This window comes from Streptomyces narbonensis, assembly GCF_014649015.1.
Classification (GTDB): Bacteria; Actinomycetota; Actinomycetes; order Streptomycetales; family Streptomycetaceae; genus Streptomyces; species Streptomyces narbonensis.
In genome coordinates, this window is the sequence record NZ_BMSF01000025.1 from 1 (window position 1) to 17,065 (window position 17,065).

Annotated in this window: 17 protein-coding genes; 1 reads left to right on the top strand and 16 read right to left on the bottom strand. The window is 70.6% G+C overall.

What is annotated here, in order from left to right; all coding sequences use genetic code 11:
* From IE124_RS31440 to pyrR, 13 genes are all read right to left on the bottom strand, one after another.
* Positions 1–540: S-adenosylmethionine synthetase N-terminal domain-containing protein (locus IE124_RS31440; protein ID WP_306432452.1), on the bottom strand; the 540-nt coding region annotated here is incomplete at its 3' end.
* A gap of 309 nt (positions 541–849) precedes the next feature.
* Positions 850–2,073 carry a bifunctional phosphopantothenoylcysteine decarboxylase/phosphopantothenate--cysteine ligase CoaBC gene (gene coaBC, locus IE124_RS31445; RefSeq protein ID WP_189512997.1) on the bottom strand — a complete coding sequence of 408 codons (1,224 nt, stop codon included), beginning with the start codon at positions 2,071–2,073 and terminating at the stop codon, positions 850–852.
* Between the two features lie 96 nt (positions 2,074–2,169).
* Positions 2,170–2,442: a DNA-directed RNA polymerase subunit omega gene (gene rpoZ / locus IE124_RS31450; RefSeq protein WP_017242218.1), complete on the bottom strand. Its 273-nt coding sequence runs from the start codon at positions 2,440–2,442 to the stop codon at positions 2,170–2,172.
* A 53-nt stretch (positions 2,443–2,495) separates the two neighbouring features.
* Positions 2,496–3,068 (bottom strand): guanylate kinase, encoded by a 573-nt coding sequence (gene gmk, locus IE124_RS31455; RefSeq protein ID WP_189512999.1) that lies wholly within the window; start codon positions 3,066–3,068, stop codon positions 2,496–2,498.
* Positions 3,069–3,117: 49 nt separating this feature from the next.
* Complete coding sequence (locus tag IE124_RS31460; RefSeq protein ID WP_030204477.1) at positions 3,118–3,441, bottom strand: integration host factor; 324 nt, start codon at positions 3,439–3,441, stop codon at positions 3,118–3,120.
* A gap of 330 nt (positions 3,442–3,771) precedes the next feature.
* The gene (pyrF, locus tag IE124_RS31465) at positions 3,772–4,608 is read right to left on the bottom strand and encodes an orotidine-5'-phosphate decarboxylase (protein ID WP_189513000.1); all 837 of its coding nucleotides are present in this window, start codon (positions 4,606–4,608) and stop codon (positions 3,772–3,774) included.
* Positions 4,605–5,723 (bottom strand): quinone-dependent dihydroorotate dehydrogenase, encoded by a 1,119-nt coding sequence (locus tag IE124_RS31470; RefSeq protein ID WP_189513002.1) that lies wholly within the window; start codon positions 5,721–5,723, stop codon positions 4,605–4,607. Before IE124_RS31470 ends, pyrF begins: the two co-directional genes overlap by 4 nt.
* 75 nt (positions 5,724–5,798) lie before the next feature.
* On the bottom strand, positions 5,799–9,107 hold the full coding sequence (gene carB / locus IE124_RS31475) for a carbamoyl-phosphate synthase large subunit (RefSeq protein ID WP_189513004.1): 3,309 nt from the start codon (positions 9,105–9,107) through the stop codon (positions 5,799–5,801).
* Entirely contained in the window at positions 9,100–10,263 is a 1,164-nt protein-coding gene (gene carA, locus IE124_RS31480) for a glutamine-hydrolyzing carbamoyl-phosphate synthase small subunit (RefSeq protein ID WP_189513006.1), read from the bottom strand. The genes carB and carA overlap by 8 nt, the downstream gene beginning before the upstream one ends.
* Positions 10,260–10,838, bottom strand: coding sequence for a PH-like domain-containing protein (locus IE124_RS31485; RefSeq protein ID WP_189513008.1), 579 nt, complete (start codon positions 10,836–10,838; stop codon positions 10,260–10,262). The genes carA and IE124_RS31485 overlap by 4 nt, the downstream gene beginning before the upstream one ends.
* A complete protein-coding gene (locus IE124_RS31490; protein ID WP_189513010.1) occupies positions 10,835–12,148 on the bottom strand; it encodes a dihydroorotase in 1,314 nt (437 codons plus the stop codon). Before IE124_RS31490 ends, IE124_RS31485 begins: the two co-directional genes overlap by 4 nt.
* Before the next feature lie 2 nt (positions 12,149–12,150).
* Entirely contained in the window at positions 12,151–13,140 is a 990-nt protein-coding gene (locus tag IE124_RS31495; RefSeq protein ID WP_189513012.1) for an aspartate carbamoyltransferase catalytic subunit, read from the bottom strand.
* A gap of 84 nt (positions 13,141–13,224) precedes the next feature.
* The gene (gene pyrR / locus IE124_RS31500) at positions 13,225–13,788 is read right to left on the bottom strand and encodes a bifunctional pyr operon transcriptional regulator/uracil phosphoribosyltransferase PyrR (protein WP_189513014.1); all 564 of its coding nucleotides are present in this window, start codon (positions 13,786–13,788) and stop codon (positions 13,225–13,227) included.
* A gap of 245 nt (positions 13,789–14,033) precedes the next feature.
* On the opposite strand from pyrR, the gene bldD reads away from it, so the two are divergent.
* Positions 14,034–14,534 (top strand): transcriptional regulator BldD, encoded by a 501-nt coding sequence (gene bldD / locus IE124_RS31505; RefSeq protein WP_015032294.1) that lies wholly within the window; start codon positions 14,034–14,036, stop codon positions 14,532–14,534.
* A gap of 255 nt (positions 14,535–14,789) precedes the next feature.
* Here bldD and nusB read toward each other — a convergent pair whose 3' ends face one another.
* Genes nusB through IE124_RS31520 form a run of 3 tightly spaced genes read right to left on the bottom strand, consistent with a single transcriptional unit; the run spans position 14,790 to position 16,966 of the window.
* Complete coding sequence (nusB, locus tag IE124_RS31510) at positions 14,790–15,227, bottom strand: transcription antitermination factor NusB (protein WP_189513016.1); 438 nt, start codon at positions 15,225–15,227, stop codon at positions 14,790–14,792.
* 2 nt (positions 15,228–15,229) lie between these two features.
* Complete coding sequence (gene efp, locus IE124_RS31515) at positions 15,230–15,796, bottom strand: elongation factor P (RefSeq protein ID WP_024758650.1); 567 nt, start codon at positions 15,794–15,796, stop codon at positions 15,230–15,232.
* Positions 15,797–15,853: 57 nt separating this feature from the next.
* Positions 15,854–16,966 (bottom strand): aminopeptidase P family protein, encoded by a 1,113-nt coding sequence (locus tag IE124_RS31520; RefSeq protein ID WP_189513018.1) that lies wholly within the window; start codon positions 16,964–16,966, stop codon positions 15,854–15,856.
* Between the last annotated feature and the right edge of the window lie 99 nt (positions 16,967–17,065).

Sequence of the window (17,065 nt, forward strand, 5' to 3'; positions counted from 1 at the left end):
GGTGACCTGGGTCTTGCCGTCGGGACGCAGGTACGGGATGGTCCCGTTCTTGCGGACCTCGGTGAGGCGGCGCGAGAGGCGGTGCGCGATGTGGATCGGCAGCGGCATCAGCTCGGGGGTCTCGTCCGAGGCGTAGCCGAACATCAGGCCCTGGTCGCCGGCGCCCTGCTTGTCGAGCTCGTCCTCGTCGCCCTCGACCCGCTTCTCGTACGCGGTGTCCACACCCTGCGCGATGTCCGGGGACTGCGACCCGATGGACACCGACACGCCGCAGGAGGCGCCGTCGAAGCCCTTCTTCGAGGAGTCGTACCCGATCTCCAGGATCTTGTTCCGGACGAGGGTGGGGATGTCGGCCCACGCCTTGGTGGTCACCTCGCCGGCGACGTGCACGAGACCGGTGGTGATCAGCGTCTCGACGGCGACGCGCGAGGTGGGGTCCTCTCGCAGCAGTGCGTCGAGGATGGTGTCGCTGATCTGGTCAGCGATCTTGTCGGGGTGACCCTCGGTGACGGACTCCGAGGTGAACAGACGACGGGACACAACGCTCCCTGGGGTTGCAGCGGCTGCTGGCTACTCGATACGGACCGGCAGGGGGCTGCGCCCCGCGACGTTCCACGAACAGTCTATCGGTCGTGCTCGGGCAATGGACCAGGTGTCTCGCCTGGCGAATGGTCCTGGGTGACCGGAACCGGCCTCCGGCCCGGCGGAGGGGCTCCTGCAGGTGGGGCGTAAATCACTCGTGAGTCGGCGTTTCCCGTACCCGCGAGTCCGCCTTCCGGCCCCCCGCGGCACGCTTCCGCAGGGTGACATCGCGCCGGCATCGGTCTCGTCCGGGCGGGGCGGGATCCGTCAGGTGGCGGTGGTCGCAGCGGGGCGCAGCAGCGGCAGGACGAGGTCCCAGACCGTCTCGGCGAGGGCCTCCTTCGGCCCGTACGGGACGGGGGTCTCGGCGCCGTCCGCGGCGAGCACGACGGCCTCGTTCTCCTCGGAGCCGAAGGTCTTGCGCTCTCCGACCTCATTGACGACCAGCAGGTCACAGCCCTTGCGGCGGAGCTTCTCACGCCCGTTGGCGAGGACGTCGTCGGTCTCGGCGGCGAAGCCGACGACGATCTGGCCCGGCAGGGCGCGGTCGGCGGAGAGCTCGGCGAGGATGTCGGGATTGCGGACCAGCTCGACGGTGGGCGCTCCCCCGTCGTCCTTCTTCTTGATCTTCCCGGAGGCGTAGGCGGCCGGGCGGAAATCGGCCACGGCGGCGGCCATCACCACGGCGTCGGCGTCACCGGCCGCCTTGAGGACGGCCTCGCGGAGCTGGAGGGCGGTGCCGACGTGGACGACGTCGACCCCGGCGGGGTCGGGGATGCCGGTATTGGCCTCGACGAGCGTGACCCGGGCACCGCGCGCGGCGGCGGCCTTGGCGAGGGCGTAGCCCTGCTTGCCGGAGGAGCGGTTGCCCAGGTAGCGGACGGGGTCGAGCGGCTCACGGGTGCCGCCCGCGCTGACGACGACGTGCCGTCCCGTGAGGTCCGGGGCGGCGGTGCCGCGCGCGAGGATCCTCCGGCAGACCTCGAAGATCTCGGCGGGGTCGGGCAGCCGGCCCTTGCCGGTGTCGACGCCGGTGAGACGGCCGACGGCGGGCTCGATGACGATCGCGCCGCGGCGGCGGAGCGTGGCCACGTTCTCCTGGGTGGCCGGGTGCTCCCACATCTCGGTGTGCATCGCCGGGGCGAAGACGACCGGACAGCGTGCGGTGAGCAGCGTGTTGGTGAGGAGGTCGTCGGCGAGGCCGTGGGCGGCCTTGGCGAGCATGTCGGCGGTGGCGGGGGCGACGACGACGAGGTCGGCGGCCTGGCCGATCCGCACGTGCGGCACCTCGTGGACCGACTCCCACACCTCGGTCGACACGGGGTTCCCGGAGAGCGCGGACCAAGTCGCCTCGCCGACGAAGTGGAGGGCCGAGTCGGTGGGCACGACGCGCACGTCGTGGCCCGACTCGGTGAGTCGGCGCAGCAGCTCGCAGGCCTTGTAGGCGGCGATGCCGCCGCTGACGCCCAGAACGACCTTCGGCTTCGTCACCACTGCCACTCCCCGCACTCGGATGCCTACGACTCCATGAGACACCAAAGGCCCGGCGGTTGTTCCGCCGGGCCTTCGGTGACAAGCGTTACGTGCTTACTGCGCCGGGCCCTCGATGGCCTCGGACGTCAGCAGACCCGCGTTGATCTCCCGCAGGGCGATCGAGAGCGGCTTCTCGTGGACGTGGGTGTCGACGAGCGGACCCACGTACTCCAGCAGGCCCTCGCCGAGCTGGGAGTAGTACGCGTTGATCTGACGCGCGCGCTTGGCCGCGTAGATCACGAGGCTGTACTTCGAGTCGGTTGCCTCGAGCAGCTCGTCGATCGGCGGGTTGATGATGCCCTCGGGCGCAGTCATGGAAGAGGACACGCTCTACCTTCCGAAGATGGAGAAAAAATCAGACATGCTGTGAAGATCGGGGGTCATTCCCCAGTTGACAGCAGCATCAACGTTAGCAGCTCGCGTGCGACGTCCTCGACGGAGGTGTTGACGAGCGTGGTGTCGAACTCGGATTCGGCGGCCAGCTCGATCTTCGCCGCCGCCAGCCGGCGCTCGATGACCTCGGGCGACTCCGTGCCCCGGCCGGTGAGCCGGCGGACCAGCTCCTCCCAGCTCGGCGGGGCGAGGAAGACCAGCTGGGACTCGGGCATCGAGTCCTTGACCTGACGGGCGCCCTGGAGGTCGATCTCCAGAAGCACGGGCTCGCCCGAGTCGAGGCGGTCGAGGACCGCGCGCCTCGGCGTGCCGTAGCGGTTGCCCGCGAACTCGGCCCACTCGAGGAGCTCGCCATTGGCGATCAGCTTGTCGAATTCGTCGTCCGTGACGAAGAAATAGTGGACGCCGTGCTTCTCGCCGGGGCGCGGCTTCCGTGTCGTGGCCGACACCGAGAGCCAGACCTCGGGGTGAACCTTGCGCATATGAGCGACGACCGTGCTCTTACCGACCCCTGAGGGGCCGGAGAGCACGGTCAGCCGCGGACGTACCTCTGCTGCCATGCAGCGATTATTCCAGCTTTACCGGTGTGCCCGGGACGCGCGTCCCGGATCAGGCGCCGGTGCTGCCGAACTCTCGCTCCAGGGAGGCGATCTGGTTGGAGCCGAGACCACGGACGCGGCGGCTCTCGGAGATGCCGAGGCGCTCCATGATCTGCTTGGCGCGGACCTTGCCCACGCCGGGCAGGGACTCGAGCAGTGCGGAGACCTTCATCTTGCCGATGACGTCGTTCTCCTGCCCGGTCTTGATGACCTCGTGGAGCGAGGCGCCGGAGTGCTTGAGTCGATTCTTGACCTCGGCCCGCTCCCGGCGAGCCGCGGCGGCCTTCTCGAGCGCGGCTGCGCGCTGTTCAGGGGTAAGGGGCGGAAGAGCCACGCCTACGTCACCTCGGATGTCGATCTGTCGGATACGGACCGGTGAGGAACCCAGCGCCCCACACCAGTGGAGCAACGTGCAACGGAGTGGCCGTTGAACGCCTGCTCTGCCCCGGAGACTAGCGGCCGAGGCCGCTCCAGTCAGCGAGAACAGCGGAAAAGTCCTGGTCAGCATCGACCGACCAGGACTTTTCCGGCATAACGACCCGGTTTTGAGCCAAGTTTTCGTCAAGTGACCGGACGACCGGTGAGACGGTTCCTCCCAACGGGTCGTTTCAGCGGGCCGATCCGCTCCGACCTGCGGATTGACCGCGAGCCGGTGGGAGCGGGCTCACGCGTCGACGGCCGCGCGGATCTCGTCCGCGTACCGGTCCGCCGAGGCCCGCAGGGCGGACACGTCGGGACCGTGACGGAGAACACCCCGGCTGACGTTCGGGACGACGTTGCGGACGGCCGCGCCGAAGACGGCGGGGAGGTCGGCAGGTGTCGCGCCCTGGGCGCCGATGCCGGGGGCGAGGAGCGGCCCGTTGATGTCGAGGTCGAAGGAGGACAGGTCGCCGAGGGTGGCGCCGACGACCGCGCCGAAGGAGCCCATCGGGTCCTCCCCCGCGTTCTCCTCGGCAAGGTGCGCCAGCATGGTCGCGCCGATGGTGCGGCCGTCCTCGCGGACGGCCCGCTGGACCTCGGAGCCCTCCGGGTTCGAGGTGAGCGCCAGGACGAAGAGCCCGGCGCCGGACTCCCGGGCCAGGTCGACGGCCGGCTTCAGGGAGCCGTAGCCGAGGTACGGGGAGACCGTCAGGGCGTCCGAGAAGAGCGGGGAGTCCTTGCGCAGGAAGGCCTCCGCGTACGCGGCCATCGTGGAGCCGATGTCCCCGCGCTTGGCGTCCATGACGACCAGGGCGCCCGCGGTGCGCAGGTCGGCGACGGCGCGCTCCAGGACGGCGACGCCGCGCGAGCCGAAGCGCTCGAAGAAGGCGGCCTGCGGCTTGAAGACGGCGACGGTGCCGGCGAGCGCCTCGACGACCGTGAAGGTGAAGCGCTCCAGGCCGGCGATGTCGTCGGTCAGGCCCCAGGAGTCGAGCAGGGCGGCGTGCGGGTCGATGCCGACGCAGAGCGGGCCGCGCTCGTCCATGGCGGAGCGCAGGCGGGTACCGAAGGAGAGCGTCACTTGGCGGCCTTTCGGGCGGTACGGGAGTCGGCGCCGACGGCTTCGGCGAGGGTGGCGTACGGCGAGGCGGCGAGGCGCGCGGCGAGGCCCTTGTGGATCGCGCGGGCGTAGAACGGGCCCTCGTAGATGAAGGCGCTGTACCCCTGGATCAGGGTGGCTCCGGCGAGGATGCGCTGCCAGGCGTCCTCGGCGTTCTCGATGCCGCCGACGCCCACGAGGACGAGCTTGTCGCCCACGCGCGCGTGCAGGCGGCGCAGGACGGCCAGGGAGCGCTCCTTGACGGGTGCTCCGGAGAGGCCGCCGGTCTCCTTGATCAGCGCGGGGTCGGACTTCAGGCCGAGTCCCTCGCGGGCGATGGTGGTGTTGGTGGCGATGATGCCGTCGAGGCCGAGCTCCAGGGCGAGGTCCGCGACCGCGTCGACGTCCTCGTCGGCGAGGTCGGGGGCGATCTTGACGAGGAGCGGGACGCGGCGGCCGGTGACCGCGCGGTCGGCCGCTTCCCGTACCGCCGTGAGCAGCGGGCGGAGGGACTCGGTGGCCTGGAGGTTGCGCAGGCCGGGGGTGTTCGGCGAGGAGACGTTCACGACCAGGTAGTCGGCGTGCGCGGCGAGGCGCTCGGTCGACTTCACGTAGTCGGCGGCGGCCTCGGCCTCCGGGACGACCTTGGTCTTGCCGATGTTCACGCCGACGACGGTCCTGAAGACCGGCACGCGCGCGTGGAGGCGGTCGGCGACGGCGGCGGAGCCCTCGTTGTTGAAGCCCATGCGGTTGATCAGGGCGCGGTCCGGGACCAGCCGGAAGAGGCGCTTCTTGGGGTTGCCGGGCTGGGCCTCGCCGGTGACCGTGCCGATCTCGACGTGGTCGAAGCCGAGCATGGCCATGCCGTCGATGGCGACGGCGTTCTTGTCGAAGCCGGCGGCGAGGCCGAAGGGGCCGTGCATCCGCAGGCCCAGGGCCTCGGTGCGCAGCTCCTTGTACCGGGGCGCGAGGACGGCGGCGACGAAGGTCCGCAGGACGGGGACGCGGGCGGCGAAGCGGATCCAGCGGAAGGCCAGGTAGTGGGCCTTCTCCGGGTCCATGCGCTTGAAGACGAGCTGGAAGAAGAACTTGTACATGCGGGAGGTCCAGGTGTGCTCATGAAGAGGGGGACACCGCGGTGTCTCCGGTGTCCCCCTCGTTCGTACGGGCTGCTAGTCGCGGGCCGCGGTCAGGTGCTCCGCGTGTTCCTGGAGCGAGCGGACGCCGACGTCGCCGTGGCCCAGCGCCTCGATGCCCTGGACGGCCGCGGCGAGCGCCTGGACCGTGGTGAGGCACGGGACGCTGCGCGCCACCGCGGCCGTACGGATCTCGTAGCCGTCGAGGCGGCCGCCGGTGCCGTACGGGGTGTTGACGATCAGGTCGACCTGGCCGTCGTGGATCAGCTGGACGATGGTCTTCTCGCCGTTCGGGCCCTCGCCCTCGCTGAGCTTGCGCACGACGGTGGCGTTGATGCCGTTGCGCTTGAGGACCTCCGCGGTGCCCGAGGTGGCCATCAGCTCGAAGCCGTGGGCGACGAGCTCGCGCGCCGGGAAGATCATCGAGCGCTTGTCGCGGTTGGCGACGGAGATGAAGGCGCGGCCCTTGGTGGGAAGCGGGCCGTAGGCGCCGGCCTGCGACTTGGCGTAGGCCGTGCCGAAGACCGCGTCGATGCCCATGACCTCGCCGGTGGAGCGCATCTCCGGGCCGAGGACGGTGTCGACGCCACGGCCGTGGATGTCGCGGAAGCGCGACCACGGCATGACGGCCTCCTTGACGGAGATCGGCGCGTCGATCGGCAGGGTGCCGCCGTCGCCGTTCTTCGGCAGCAGGCCCTCCTCGCGCAGCTCGGCGATGGTGGCGCCGAGCGAGATGCGGGCGGCGGCCTTCGCGAGCGGGACGGCGGTCGCCTTCGAGGTGAAGGGGACGGTCCGGGAGGCGCGCGGGTTGGCCTCCAGGACGTAGAGGATGTCACCCGCCATCGCGAACTGGATGTTGATCAGGCCGCGGACGCCGACGCCCTTGGCGATCGCCTCGGTGGAGATGCGCAGGCGCTTGATGTCGAAGCCGCCGAGGGTGATCGGGGGCAGGGCGCAGGCCGAGTCGCCGGAGTGGATGCCGGCCTCCTCGATGTGCTCCATGACGCCGCCGAGGTAGAGCTCGTGGCCGTCGTAGAGGGCGTCGACGTCGATCTCGATGGCGTCGTCGAGGAAGCGGTCGACCAGGACCGGCCGGGTGGGGCTGATCTCGGTGGACTCCGCGATGTACGACTCCAGGCGGGTCTCGTCGTAGACGATCTCCATGCCGCGGCCGCCGAGCACGTACGACGGGCGCACGAGGACGGGGTAGCCGATCTCGTCGGCGATGGCCTTGGCGCCGGCGAAGGTGGTCGCGGTGCCGTGCTTCGGGGCGGGGAGGCCGGCCTCGGCGAGGACCTGGCCGAAGGCTCCGCGGTCCTCGGCGGCGTGGATGGCCTCCGGGGAGGTGCCGACGACCGGCACGCCGTTGTCCTTGAGCGCCTGCGACAGACCCAGCGGGGTCTGGCCGCCGAGCTGGACGACGACACCGGCGACGGGGCCGGCCAGCGTCTCGGCGTGGACGATCTCCAGCACGTCTTCCAGCGTCAGCGGCTCGAAGTACAGGCGGTCGGAGGTGTCGTAGTCCGTCGAGACGGTCTCCGGGTTGCAGTTGACCATCACGGTCTCGTAGCCCGCGTCGCTGAGCGCGAAGGAGGCGTGGACGCAGGAGTAGTCGAACTCGATGCCCTGGCCGATGCGGTTCGGGCCGGAGCCGAGGATGATCACGGCGGGCTTGGTGCGCGGCGCGACCTCGCTCTCCTCGTCGTACGAGGAGTAGAAGTACGGGGTCTTGGCGGCGAACTCGGCGGCGCAGGTGTCGACCGTCTTGTAGACCGGGCGGACGCCGAGGGCGTGCCGGACCTCGCGGACGACGTCCTCGCGCAGGCCGCGGATCTCGGCGATCTGGGCGTCGGAGAAGCCGTGGCGCTTGGCCTCGGCGAGGAGCTCGGGCTCCAGCTTCTCGGCGGCGGCCAGCTCGTCGGCGATCTCCTTGATCAGGAAGAGCTGGTCGACGAACCACGGGTCGATCTTCGTGGCGTCGAAGACCTCCTCCGGGGTGGCGCCGGCGCGGATCGCCTGCATGACCGTGTTGATGCGGCCGTCGGTCGGGCGGACCGCCTCGCGCAGCAGCTCGGCCTTGTCACCGGGCTCGCCGACGAAGGTGAACTGCGAGCCCTTCTTCTCCAGGGAGCGCAGGGCCTTCTGGAGCGCCTCGGTGAAGTTGCGGCCGATGGCCATGGCCTCGCCGACCGACTTCATGGTCGTGGTGAGGGTGGAGTCGGCCTGCGGGAACTTCTCGAAGGCGAAGCGCGGGGCCTTGACGACGACGTAGTCGAGCGAGGGCTCGAAGGACGCCGGGGTCTTCTCCGTGATGTCGTTCGGGATCTCGTCCAGCGTGTAGCCGACGGCGAGACGGGCCGCGATCTTGGCGATCGGGAAGCCGGTCGCCTTGGAGGCGAGCGCCGAGGAACGGGAGACGCGCGGGTTCATCTCGATGACGATGATCCGGCCGTCGACCGGGTCGATCGCGAACTGGATGTTGCAGCCGCCGGTGTCGACGCCGACCTCGCGGATGATCGCGATGCCGATGTCGCGGAGCCGCTGGTACTCGCGGTCGGTGAGCGTCATCGCCGGGGCGACGGTGATCGAGTCACCGGTGTGGACGCCCATCGGGTCGAAGTTCTCGATGGAGCAGACGACCACGACGTTGTCGTTCTTGTCGCGCATCAGCTCCAGCTCGTACTCCTTCCAGCCGAGGATGGACTCCTCCAGGAGCACCTCGGTGGTCGGGGAGAGCGTGAGGCCCTGGCCGGCAATGCGGCGCAGCTCGTCCTCGTCGTGGGCGAAGCCGGAACCGGCGCCGCCCATGGTGAAGGACGGGCGGACGACGACGGGGTAGCCGCCGAGCGTCTCGACGCCCTTGATCACGTCGTCCATCGAGTGGCAGATGACCGAGCGGGCGGACTCGCCGTAGCCGATCTTGGCCTTGACGGCCTCGACGACGCCCTTGAAGAGGTCGCGGTCCTCGCCCTTGTTGATGGCCTCGACGTTGGCACCGATGAGCTCGACGCCGTACTTCTCCAGGACGCCCTGCTCGTGCATGGAGATCGCGGTGTTGAGCGCGGTCTGGCCGCCCAGGGTGGGCAGGAGGGCGTCGGGGCGCTCCTTGGCGATGATCTTCTCGACGAACTCGGGGGTGATCGGCTCGACGTACGTGGCGTCGGCGATCTCCGGGTCGGTCATGATCGTGGCCGGGTTGGAGTTGACCAGGATGACCCGCAGGCCCTCGGCCTTGAGGATCCGGCAGGCCTGGGTGCCGGAGTAGTCGAACTCGGCGGCCTGTCCGATGACGATCGGGCCGGAGCCGATGACCAGGACGGACTGGATGTCGGTGCGCTTAGGCACGCTCGGCCTCCATGAGGTCTACGAAGCGGTCGAAGAGGTACGCGGCGTCGTGCGGACCCGCGGCCGCCTCGGGGTGGTACTGGACGGAGAAGGCCGGCTGGTCGAGCAGCTGGAGGCCTTCCACCACGTCGTCGTTCAGGCACACGTGGGAGACCTCGGCGCGCCCGAAGGGGGTGTCGGAGATCTTGTCGAGAGGCGCGTCGACGGCGAAGCCGTGGTTGTGCGCGGTGACCTCGACCTTGCCGGTGGTGCGGTCCTGGACCGGCTGGTTGATGCCGCGGTGGCCGTACTTCAGCTTGTAGGTGCCGAAGCCGAGGGCGCGACCGAGGATCTGGTTGCCGAAGCAGATGCCGAAGAGCGGGGTCTTGCGCTCCAGGACGGCGCGCATGACGGCGACGGGGCCGTCGGCGGTGGCCGGGTCGCCCGGGCCGTTGGAAAAGAAGACGCCGTCCGGGTTCACCGCGTAGATGTCCTCGGCGGTGGCGGTGGCGGGCAGCACGTGGACCTCGATGCCGCGCTCGGCCATCCGGTGGGGCGTCATGCCCTTGATGCCGAGGTCGACGGCGGCGACGGTGAACTTCTTCGTGCCGATCGCGGGGACGACGTACGTCTCCTTGGTGGCGACCTCTGCGGAGAGGTTCGCGCCCTTCATCTGGGGCTGCTCCTGCACCTTGGCGAGGAGGGCCTCGTCGCGGACGCCGGTCCAGGCCTCGCCGGAGAAGATGCCGACGCGCATGGCGCCGCGCTCGCGCAGGTGGCGGGTGAGGGCGCGGGTGTCGATGCCGGAGATGCCGACGACGCCCTGGCGCTCCAGCTCCTCGTCCAGCGAGCGCTGGGCGCGCCAGTTGGAGGAGACGCGGGCGGGGTCGCGGACGACGTAGCCGGAGACCCAGATGCGGCCGGACTCGGGGTCCTCGTCGTTGACGCCGGTGTTGCCGACGTGCGGGGCGGTCATGACGACGACCTGGCGGTGGTACGACGGGTCGGTGAGGGTCTCCTGGTAGCCGGTCATGCCGGTGGAGAACACGGCCTCGCCGAAGGTCTCCCCCACGGCCCCGTAGGCGCGGCCGCGGAAGATGCGGCCGTCCTCCAGGACGAGTACGGCGGGAGCAGCCTTCTGCCTCTGAGAGGCGACTCCCTGGATGGAGGTCGTCATCGTGCGATGCCTTCCGTCGTGGTGGTGTGGTTCATGGAGTTGAGGGCCTCGACCCAGGCGGTGTGCTCGGCCGCCCGGTCGGAGCGGAAGCCGGAGTCGAGCAGCTTCTCGCCGTGGGCCCAGGTGACGATCAGCAGGCCGCCCTCGGCGAGGACCTTGCCCGCGATGCCCTTGTCGAGGCGGGCCTCGCGCAGGGCCTCCGCCGGGATGAAGAAGTCGTTCGCACCGGGGCGCACGACCGCGATTCCGGCGTCCGTGAGCGTCAGCTCGACGCGGCTGCGGGTGCCGAGGCCGTGGGCGACGATCCGGTCGAGCCACTGCCCGGCGGTCGTGGACCCGTGGTAGCGCCCGCTGAGAGTCAGTGTCGCCGCACCGGGAGCCTCCGGCGCGGTGGCCAGCTCGGGCAGGTCCGACTGGAGGCTGCCGCGCCACTTCCAGCCCTGGCGCATCAGCCAGTAGACGAGGACGACGAAGAGCAGCAGTCCGGCGACCCAGCCGATCCGTCCGGCCCAGTCGGTCACTTCCGCCGACTTCTGATCCGCAGCCTCTGCGGCGATTGCGATGAGTGGTGTCACGCCAGCTTCCCGTCCACGACCGTTGCCCGGCCCCGCAGGATGGTGTGGGTGACGCGTCCCGGCAGCTCACGGCCCTCGTAGGGGGTGTTGCGGCTGCGGGAGGCGAAGCCCGCGGGGTCCACGACACCACGGTATGCCGGATCGAGCAGCGTCAGGTTCGCGGGCTCACCAGCCGAGACGGGTCGTCCGTGGCCGGTGGCCCGTCCGATGCGGGCCGGGGCGAAGGACATCCGGTCGGCGACGCCGGCCCAGTCGAGGAGGCCGGTCTCGACCATCGTCTGCTGGACGACGGAGAGGGCGGTCTCCAGGCCGACCATGCCCATGGCGGCGGCGGCCCACTCGCAGTCCTTGTCCTCGTGCGGGTGCGGGGCGTGGTCGGTGGCGACGATGTCGATCGTGCCGTCGGCCAGCGCCTCGCGCAGCGCGAGGACGTCCTTCTCGGTGCGCAGCGGCGGGTTGACCTTGTAGACGGGGTTGTACGAGCGGACCAGCTCGTCCGTGAGGAGGAGGTGGTGCGGGGTGACCTCGGCGGTGACGTCGATGCCGCGGGACTTGGCCCAGCGGACGATCTCGACGGAGCCGGCGGTGGAGAGGTGGCAGATGTGGACGCGGGAGCCGACGTGCTCGGCGAGGAGGACGTCGCGGGCGATGATCGACTCCTCGGCCACGGCCGGCCAGCCGCCGAGGCCGAGCTCCGCGGAGACGATGCCCTCGTTCATCTGGGCACCCTCGGTGAGGCGCGGCTCCTGGGCGTGCTGGGCGACGACGCCGCCGAAGGCCTTCACGTACTCCAGGGCGCGGCGCATGATCACGGCGTCGTCGACGCACTTGCCGTCGTCGGAGAAGACGGTGACGCCGGCGGCGGAGTCGTTCATGGCGCCGAGCTCGGCGAGCTTCTTGCCCTCCAGGCCGACGGTGACGGCGCCGATGGGCTGGACGTCGCAGTAGCCGGACTGCTTGCCGAGGCGCCAGACCTGCTCGACGACGCCGGCGGTGTCGGCGACCGGGTGGGTGTTGGCCATGGCGAAGACGGCGGTGTAGCCGCCGGAGGCGGCGGCACGGGTGCCGGTGAGGACGGTCTCGGAGTCCTCGCGGCCGGGCTCGCGCAGGTGGGTGTGGAGGTCGACCAGGCCGGGCAGCAGGATCTGGCCCTCGGCCTCGATCACCGTCGCGCCCTCGGCGGACAGGCCGGTTCCACTCCAGTCGATTTCGCCCTGCCGGGCGGTGGCCGCGATGGTCTCGCCGTCGATCAGGACGTCCTGGACCTCGCCACCGAGCACCTGCGCACCACGGATAAGGATCTTGCTCATGATTACTTGCTCTCCTCGGTGCGGGTGGTGCTGGGGGCGGTGGCGGCGGAGTCGTTGCCGCCGAGCAGCAGGTAGAGGACGGCCATCCGGATGGAGACGCCGTTGGCGACCTGCTCGATCACGGTGCAGCGGTCGGAGTCCGCGACCTCGGCGGTGATCTCCATGCCGCGGACCATGGGCCCGGGGTGCATGACGATGGCGTGCTCGGGCATCCGCGCCATCCGGTCGCCGTCGAGCCCGTACCGGCGGGAGTACTCGCGCTCGGTGGGGAAGAAGGCGGCGTTCATCCGCTCTCGCTGCACACGAAGCATCATCACCGCGTCGGACTTCGGCAGCACGCTGTCGAGGTCGTACGAGATCTCGCAGGGCCAGGTCTCGACGCCGACGGGGACGAGGGTCGGCGGGGCCACCAGGGTGACCTCGGCGCCGAGGGTGTGCAGCAGGTCGACGTTGGAGCGGGCGACCCGGCTGTGCAGGACGTCGCCGACGAGCGTGATGCGCCGGCCGTTCAGGTCTTTGCCGAGGCCCTCGTCGCGGCCAACGAGCCGGCGGCGCATGGTGAAGGCGTCCAGGAGGGCCTGGGTGGGGTGCTGGTGGGTGCCGTCGCCGGCGTTGACGACGGGGGCGTCGATCCAGCCGGAGGTGGCGAGGCGGTAGGGGGCACCGGAGGCGCCGTGCCGGATGACGACCGCGTCGACGCCCATGGCCTCCAGGGTCTGCGCGGTGTCCTTGAGGGACTCGCCCTTGGAGACGCTGGAGCCCTTGGCCGCGAAGTTGATCACGTCGGCGGAGAGGCGCTTCTCGGCGGCCTCGAAGGAGATCCGGGTCCGGGTGGAGTCCTCGAAGAACAGGTTGCAGATGGTCCGGCCGCGCAGGGTGGGCAGCTTCTTGATGGGCCTGTCGGCCACCCGGGCCATCTCCTCGGCGGTGTCGAGGATCAGGACGGCGTCGTCGCGGGTGAGGTCGGCGGCCGAGATGAGGTGACGCATCATCGGGGTTTCTCTCCGTGGTGGGGAGGCGTGCGGGCATGCGGGAGCGCAGGGGTGTACCCCTGCCCCGCGGGGGAGCCGGTCCGGTTAGGAGGTGGTCCGGGTACCGAGCAGGACGGTGTCGCGACCGTCTTCCTCGGAGAGCTGGACCTTGACCGTCTCCCGCAGCGACGTGGGGAGGTTCTTGCCGACGTAGTCGGCGCGGATCGGAAGCTCGCGGTGGCCGCGGTCGACGAGGACGGCGAGCTGGACGGCGCGCGGGCGGCCGATGTCGCCGAGGGCGTCGAGGGCGGCGCGGATGGTGCGGCCGGAGAAGAGCACGTCGTCGACGAGGACGACGAGGCGGCCGTCGATGCCGTCACCGGGGATCTCGGTGCGGCCGATGGCGCGGGCCGGCTTCAGGCGCAGGTCGTCCCGGTACATCGTGATGTCGAGGGAACCGACCGGGATCTTGGTGCCGGTGATCGATTCGAGCTTCTCGGCGAGCCGGCGGGCGAGGTAGACACCGCGGGTGGGGATGCCGAGGAGGACCACGTCGTCGGCGCCCTTGGCGCGTTCGACGATCTCGTGGGCGATGCGGGTCAGGACCCGCGCGATGTCCGGGGCCTCGAGCACGGGCCGGGCGTCATCGCTGTACTGCTGAGCGTCCATGGGAAACGGACCTCCTTCTCCGCCTCACGGGACGGCTCTTAAAGGACGTCGGATTTGCGCGGTCAACACTACCAGGGGCATGCCGTCCCGCTTCCGACGCCCCCGCCGCCACCCCGGGCGACGTCCCCCGGGAGGGGGCGGTACGGACCTTTCGGCTTGACGGGAAAGAGTAACGCTGCGTAACCTCACAGTGAGTTACCAGCCGCGCGGCGCAGCCGCATGTCGTCACAGCGTCCGGGAGCGTTATGTCCAGCGAATACGCAAAGCAGCTCGGGGCCAAACTCCGTGCCATCCGCACCCAGCAGGGTCTTTCCCTCCACGGGGTGGAGGAGAAGTCCCAGGGCCGCTGGAAGGCCGTGGTGGTCGGCTCGTACGAGCGTGGTGACCGCGCGGTGACCGTGCAGCGTCTCGCCGAGCTGGCCGACTTCTACGGGGTGCCGGTGCAGGAGCTCCTGCCGGGCACGACCCCGGGCGGGGCCGCCGAGCCGCCGCCGAAGCTGGTCCTCGACCTGGAGCGGCTCGCGCACGTCCCCCAGGAGAAGGCCGGCCCCCTCCAGCGCTACGCGGCGACGATCCAGTCGCAGCGCGGCGACTACAACGGCAAGGTGCTGTCGATCCGCCAGGACGACCTGCGCACGCTTGCCGTCATCTACGACCAGTCCCCCTCGGTCCTCACCGAGCAGCTGATCAGCTGGGGCGTCCTCGACGCGGACGCGCGCCGCGCGGTCGCCCACGAGGAGAACTGACCCGCTGCCCTTCCGAGGCAACAGCAGAAACGTACCGCCGGGCCCGTGGACGTCATTCGACGTCCACGGGCCCGGTGCTTTCCCCGCCCTGTACGGGCCGCTCAGGCCCTCCGGGCCCGGGCTGGTGCCCGAGGGGTCCCGGACATGCCGAAGGGGCCCGCAGCGCCGGCTGCGGGCCCCTTCGGCGTACCTGGTGACGTCCTGGCCGTCCTGGCCGTTCCTGGCCGTCCTGGCCGTCCTGGCCGTCCTGCGGACTCAGACGTCCGCGTCGCGGCGCAGGCGCGGCTTCAGGTCCTTGAAGCGCGCCAGCAGACCGTTCACGAAGTTCGGGGACTCGTCGGTCGAGAACTCCTTGGCGAGCTGCACCGCCTCGTCGATCGCGACCGCGTCCGGCGTGCCGTCCTCCCAGATCAGCTCGTACGCACCGAGGCGCACGATGTTCCGGTCGGCGACCGGCATCCGGTCGAGGTCCCAGTCCACCGCGTAGGTGTGGATGAGCTCGTCGATGCGCGCGACCTGCGTCGCGTAGCCCTCGACCAGCTGCATGGTGAAGTCGCTGACCGGCGGCTGACGGTCGTCGGACCGCGCGAGCCGGACCTGGTCCGCGAGGACCTCCTGGACGGAGGCGCCGCGCTGGTCGGCCTCGAAGAGGATCTGGAAGGCCCGCTTGCGGGCCTTGCTCCGAGCAGCCACGGTTAGCTGTTCACCCGGCCGAGGTAGTCGCTGGTGCGGGTGTCGACCTTGACCTTCTCACCGGTGGTGATGAAGAGCGGGACCTGGATCTCGTGGCCGGTCTCCAGCTCGGCGGGCTTGGTGCCGCCGGTGGAGCGGTCGCCCTGGACGCCCGGGTCGGTGTGCTTGATCGTCAGCACGACGGCGGCGGGGAGCTCGACGTAGAGCACCGAGCCCTCGTGCTGGGCGACCGAGGCGGTGAAGCCCTCGATCAGGAAGTTGGCGGCATCGCCCACCGACTTGCGGTCGACGTGCAGCTGGTCGTAGGTCTCCTCGTCCATGAAGACGAAGTAGTCGCCGTCCATGTAGGAGAACTGCATGTCGCGGCGGTCGATGGTGGCCGTCTCGACCTTGACGCCGGCGTTGAACGTCTTGTCGACGACCTTGCCGGACAGCACGTTCTTGAGCTTGGTGCGCACGAAGGCCGGGCCCTTGCCGGGCTTGACGTGCTGGAACTCGACGACGGACCAGAGCTGGCCGCCTTCGAGCTTGAGCACCATGCCGTTCTTGAGGTCGTTCGTGGAAGCCACGGTTGCGGAATCTCCTGGACTCTGGACTGACGTGGGACCGTGGAGGCGTACGCGCCGCTACAGCGCGAGCAGCTCCTTGGTCGTGATGGTGAGTAGCTCGGGTCCGCCGTCCGCCTCCTGGCGCACGACGAGCGTGTCATCGATCCGGACCCCGCCCCGGCCCGGGAGGTGGACCCCCGGTTCGACGGTGACCGGCACACAAGCGTCCAGTTTACCCATGGCCGAGGGTGAGAGCTGCGGGTCCTCGTCGATTTCGAGCCCCACCCCGTGCCCGGTGAGCGGCACGGCGGCCTCCGCGTGGCCTCCGGAGTCCAGGATCTGACGGGCCGCCCGGTCCACGTCGCGGTACTCGGCGCCCGGTGCGAGGGACTCGCGTCCCGCCCGCTGAGCGGCGAAGACGAGCTCGTACAGCTCGATCTGCCAGTCGGCGGGCGCCGTTCCGATGACGAAGGTACGACCGATCTCGCAGCGGTAGCCGCGGTAGTCGGCGCCGAGGCAGACGGAGAGGAAATCACCCTCCTCGACGCGACGGTCGGTGGGCCGGTGCCGACGGCGCCCGGAGTGCGGCCCGGTCGCCACCGAGGTCGGGAAGGCTGCCCCGTCGGCGCCGTGGTCGACGAGCCGCCGCTCCAGCTCCAGGGCGAGGTGGCGCTCGGTCCGCCCCACCAGGATCGACTCCAGGAGCTCACCGAGGGCCTGGTCGGCGATCTCGGCGGCGATCCGCAGGCTGGCGATCTCGTCCTCGTCCTTGACGATCCTGAGCTGTTCCACGGCGCAGGCGAGGTCCGCGAGGTGGAGACCGGGCGCGACGGAGCCCATGGCGCGGTGCCGGGCCACGGTCAGGTCGTGCTCCTCGACGGCGAGCGCGTCGGCGCCCGCCCGGCGCGCGAGGTCGACGGCCGCGACCGCAGGATCGCCCCCGCCGGCGGGCAGGACCTGCTGCCGGAGCAGCTCGTCGAGCCGCCCGTCGGCCGGCTCGCCGCCGGGCGGTACGGGGCAGAGCAGGACGTCCGCGTCCGGCTCGGGGCCGATGAGCAGGACGGCCCCGGCGGGCGAACCGCCCGCGAGATAGCGGACGTTGGCAGGGCGGGAGACCAGGGCCGCCGGGCTGCCCGCGGCCGCGCACCGATCGCGCAGCCGTACACGGCGGTCCGCATACACCTCTGACATGCTCCGAGCCTACGAGGAGCTCGGCGAGGTGGCCTGTTCTGAGCGGCCGACCGTGCGGACGCCCGTCACGGTCGGTTCCGGGGACGGTCGGCGGCGGGC

Bases quoted from the DNA above. Each gene is read 5' to 3' on its own strand.
- gmk (WP_189512999.1), bottom strand. From the start codon at position 3,068: ATGGCAGCAGAGGTACGTCCGCGGCTGACCGTGCTCTCCGGCCCCTCA.
- IE124_RS31470 (WP_189513002.1), bottom strand. From the start codon at position 5,723: ATGTACAAGTTCTTCTTCCAGCTCGTCTTCAAGCGCATGGACCCGGAG.
- carA (WP_189513006.1), bottom strand. From the start codon at position 10,263: ATGACGACCTCCATCCAGGGAGTCGCCTCTCAGAGGCAGAAGGCTGCT.
- IE124_RS31490 (WP_189513010.1), bottom strand. From the start codon at position 12,148: ATGAGCAAGATCCTTATCCGTGGTGCGCAGGTGCTCGGTGGCGAGGTC.
- IE124_RS31495 (WP_189513012.1), bottom strand. From the start codon at position 13,140: ATGATGCGTCACCTCATCTCGGCCGCCGACCTCACCCGCGACGACGCC.
- pyrR (WP_189513014.1), bottom strand. From the start codon at position 13,788: ATGGACGCTCAGCAGTACAGCGATGACGCCCGGCCCGTGCTCGAGGCC.
- bldD (WP_015032294.1), top strand. From the start codon at position 14,034: ATGTCCAGCGAATACGCAAAGCAGCTCGGGGCCAAACTCCGTGCCATC.
- IE124_RS31520 (WP_189513018.1), bottom strand. From the start codon at position 16,966: ATGTCAGAGGTGTATGCGGACCGCCGTGTACGGCTGCGCGATCGGTGC.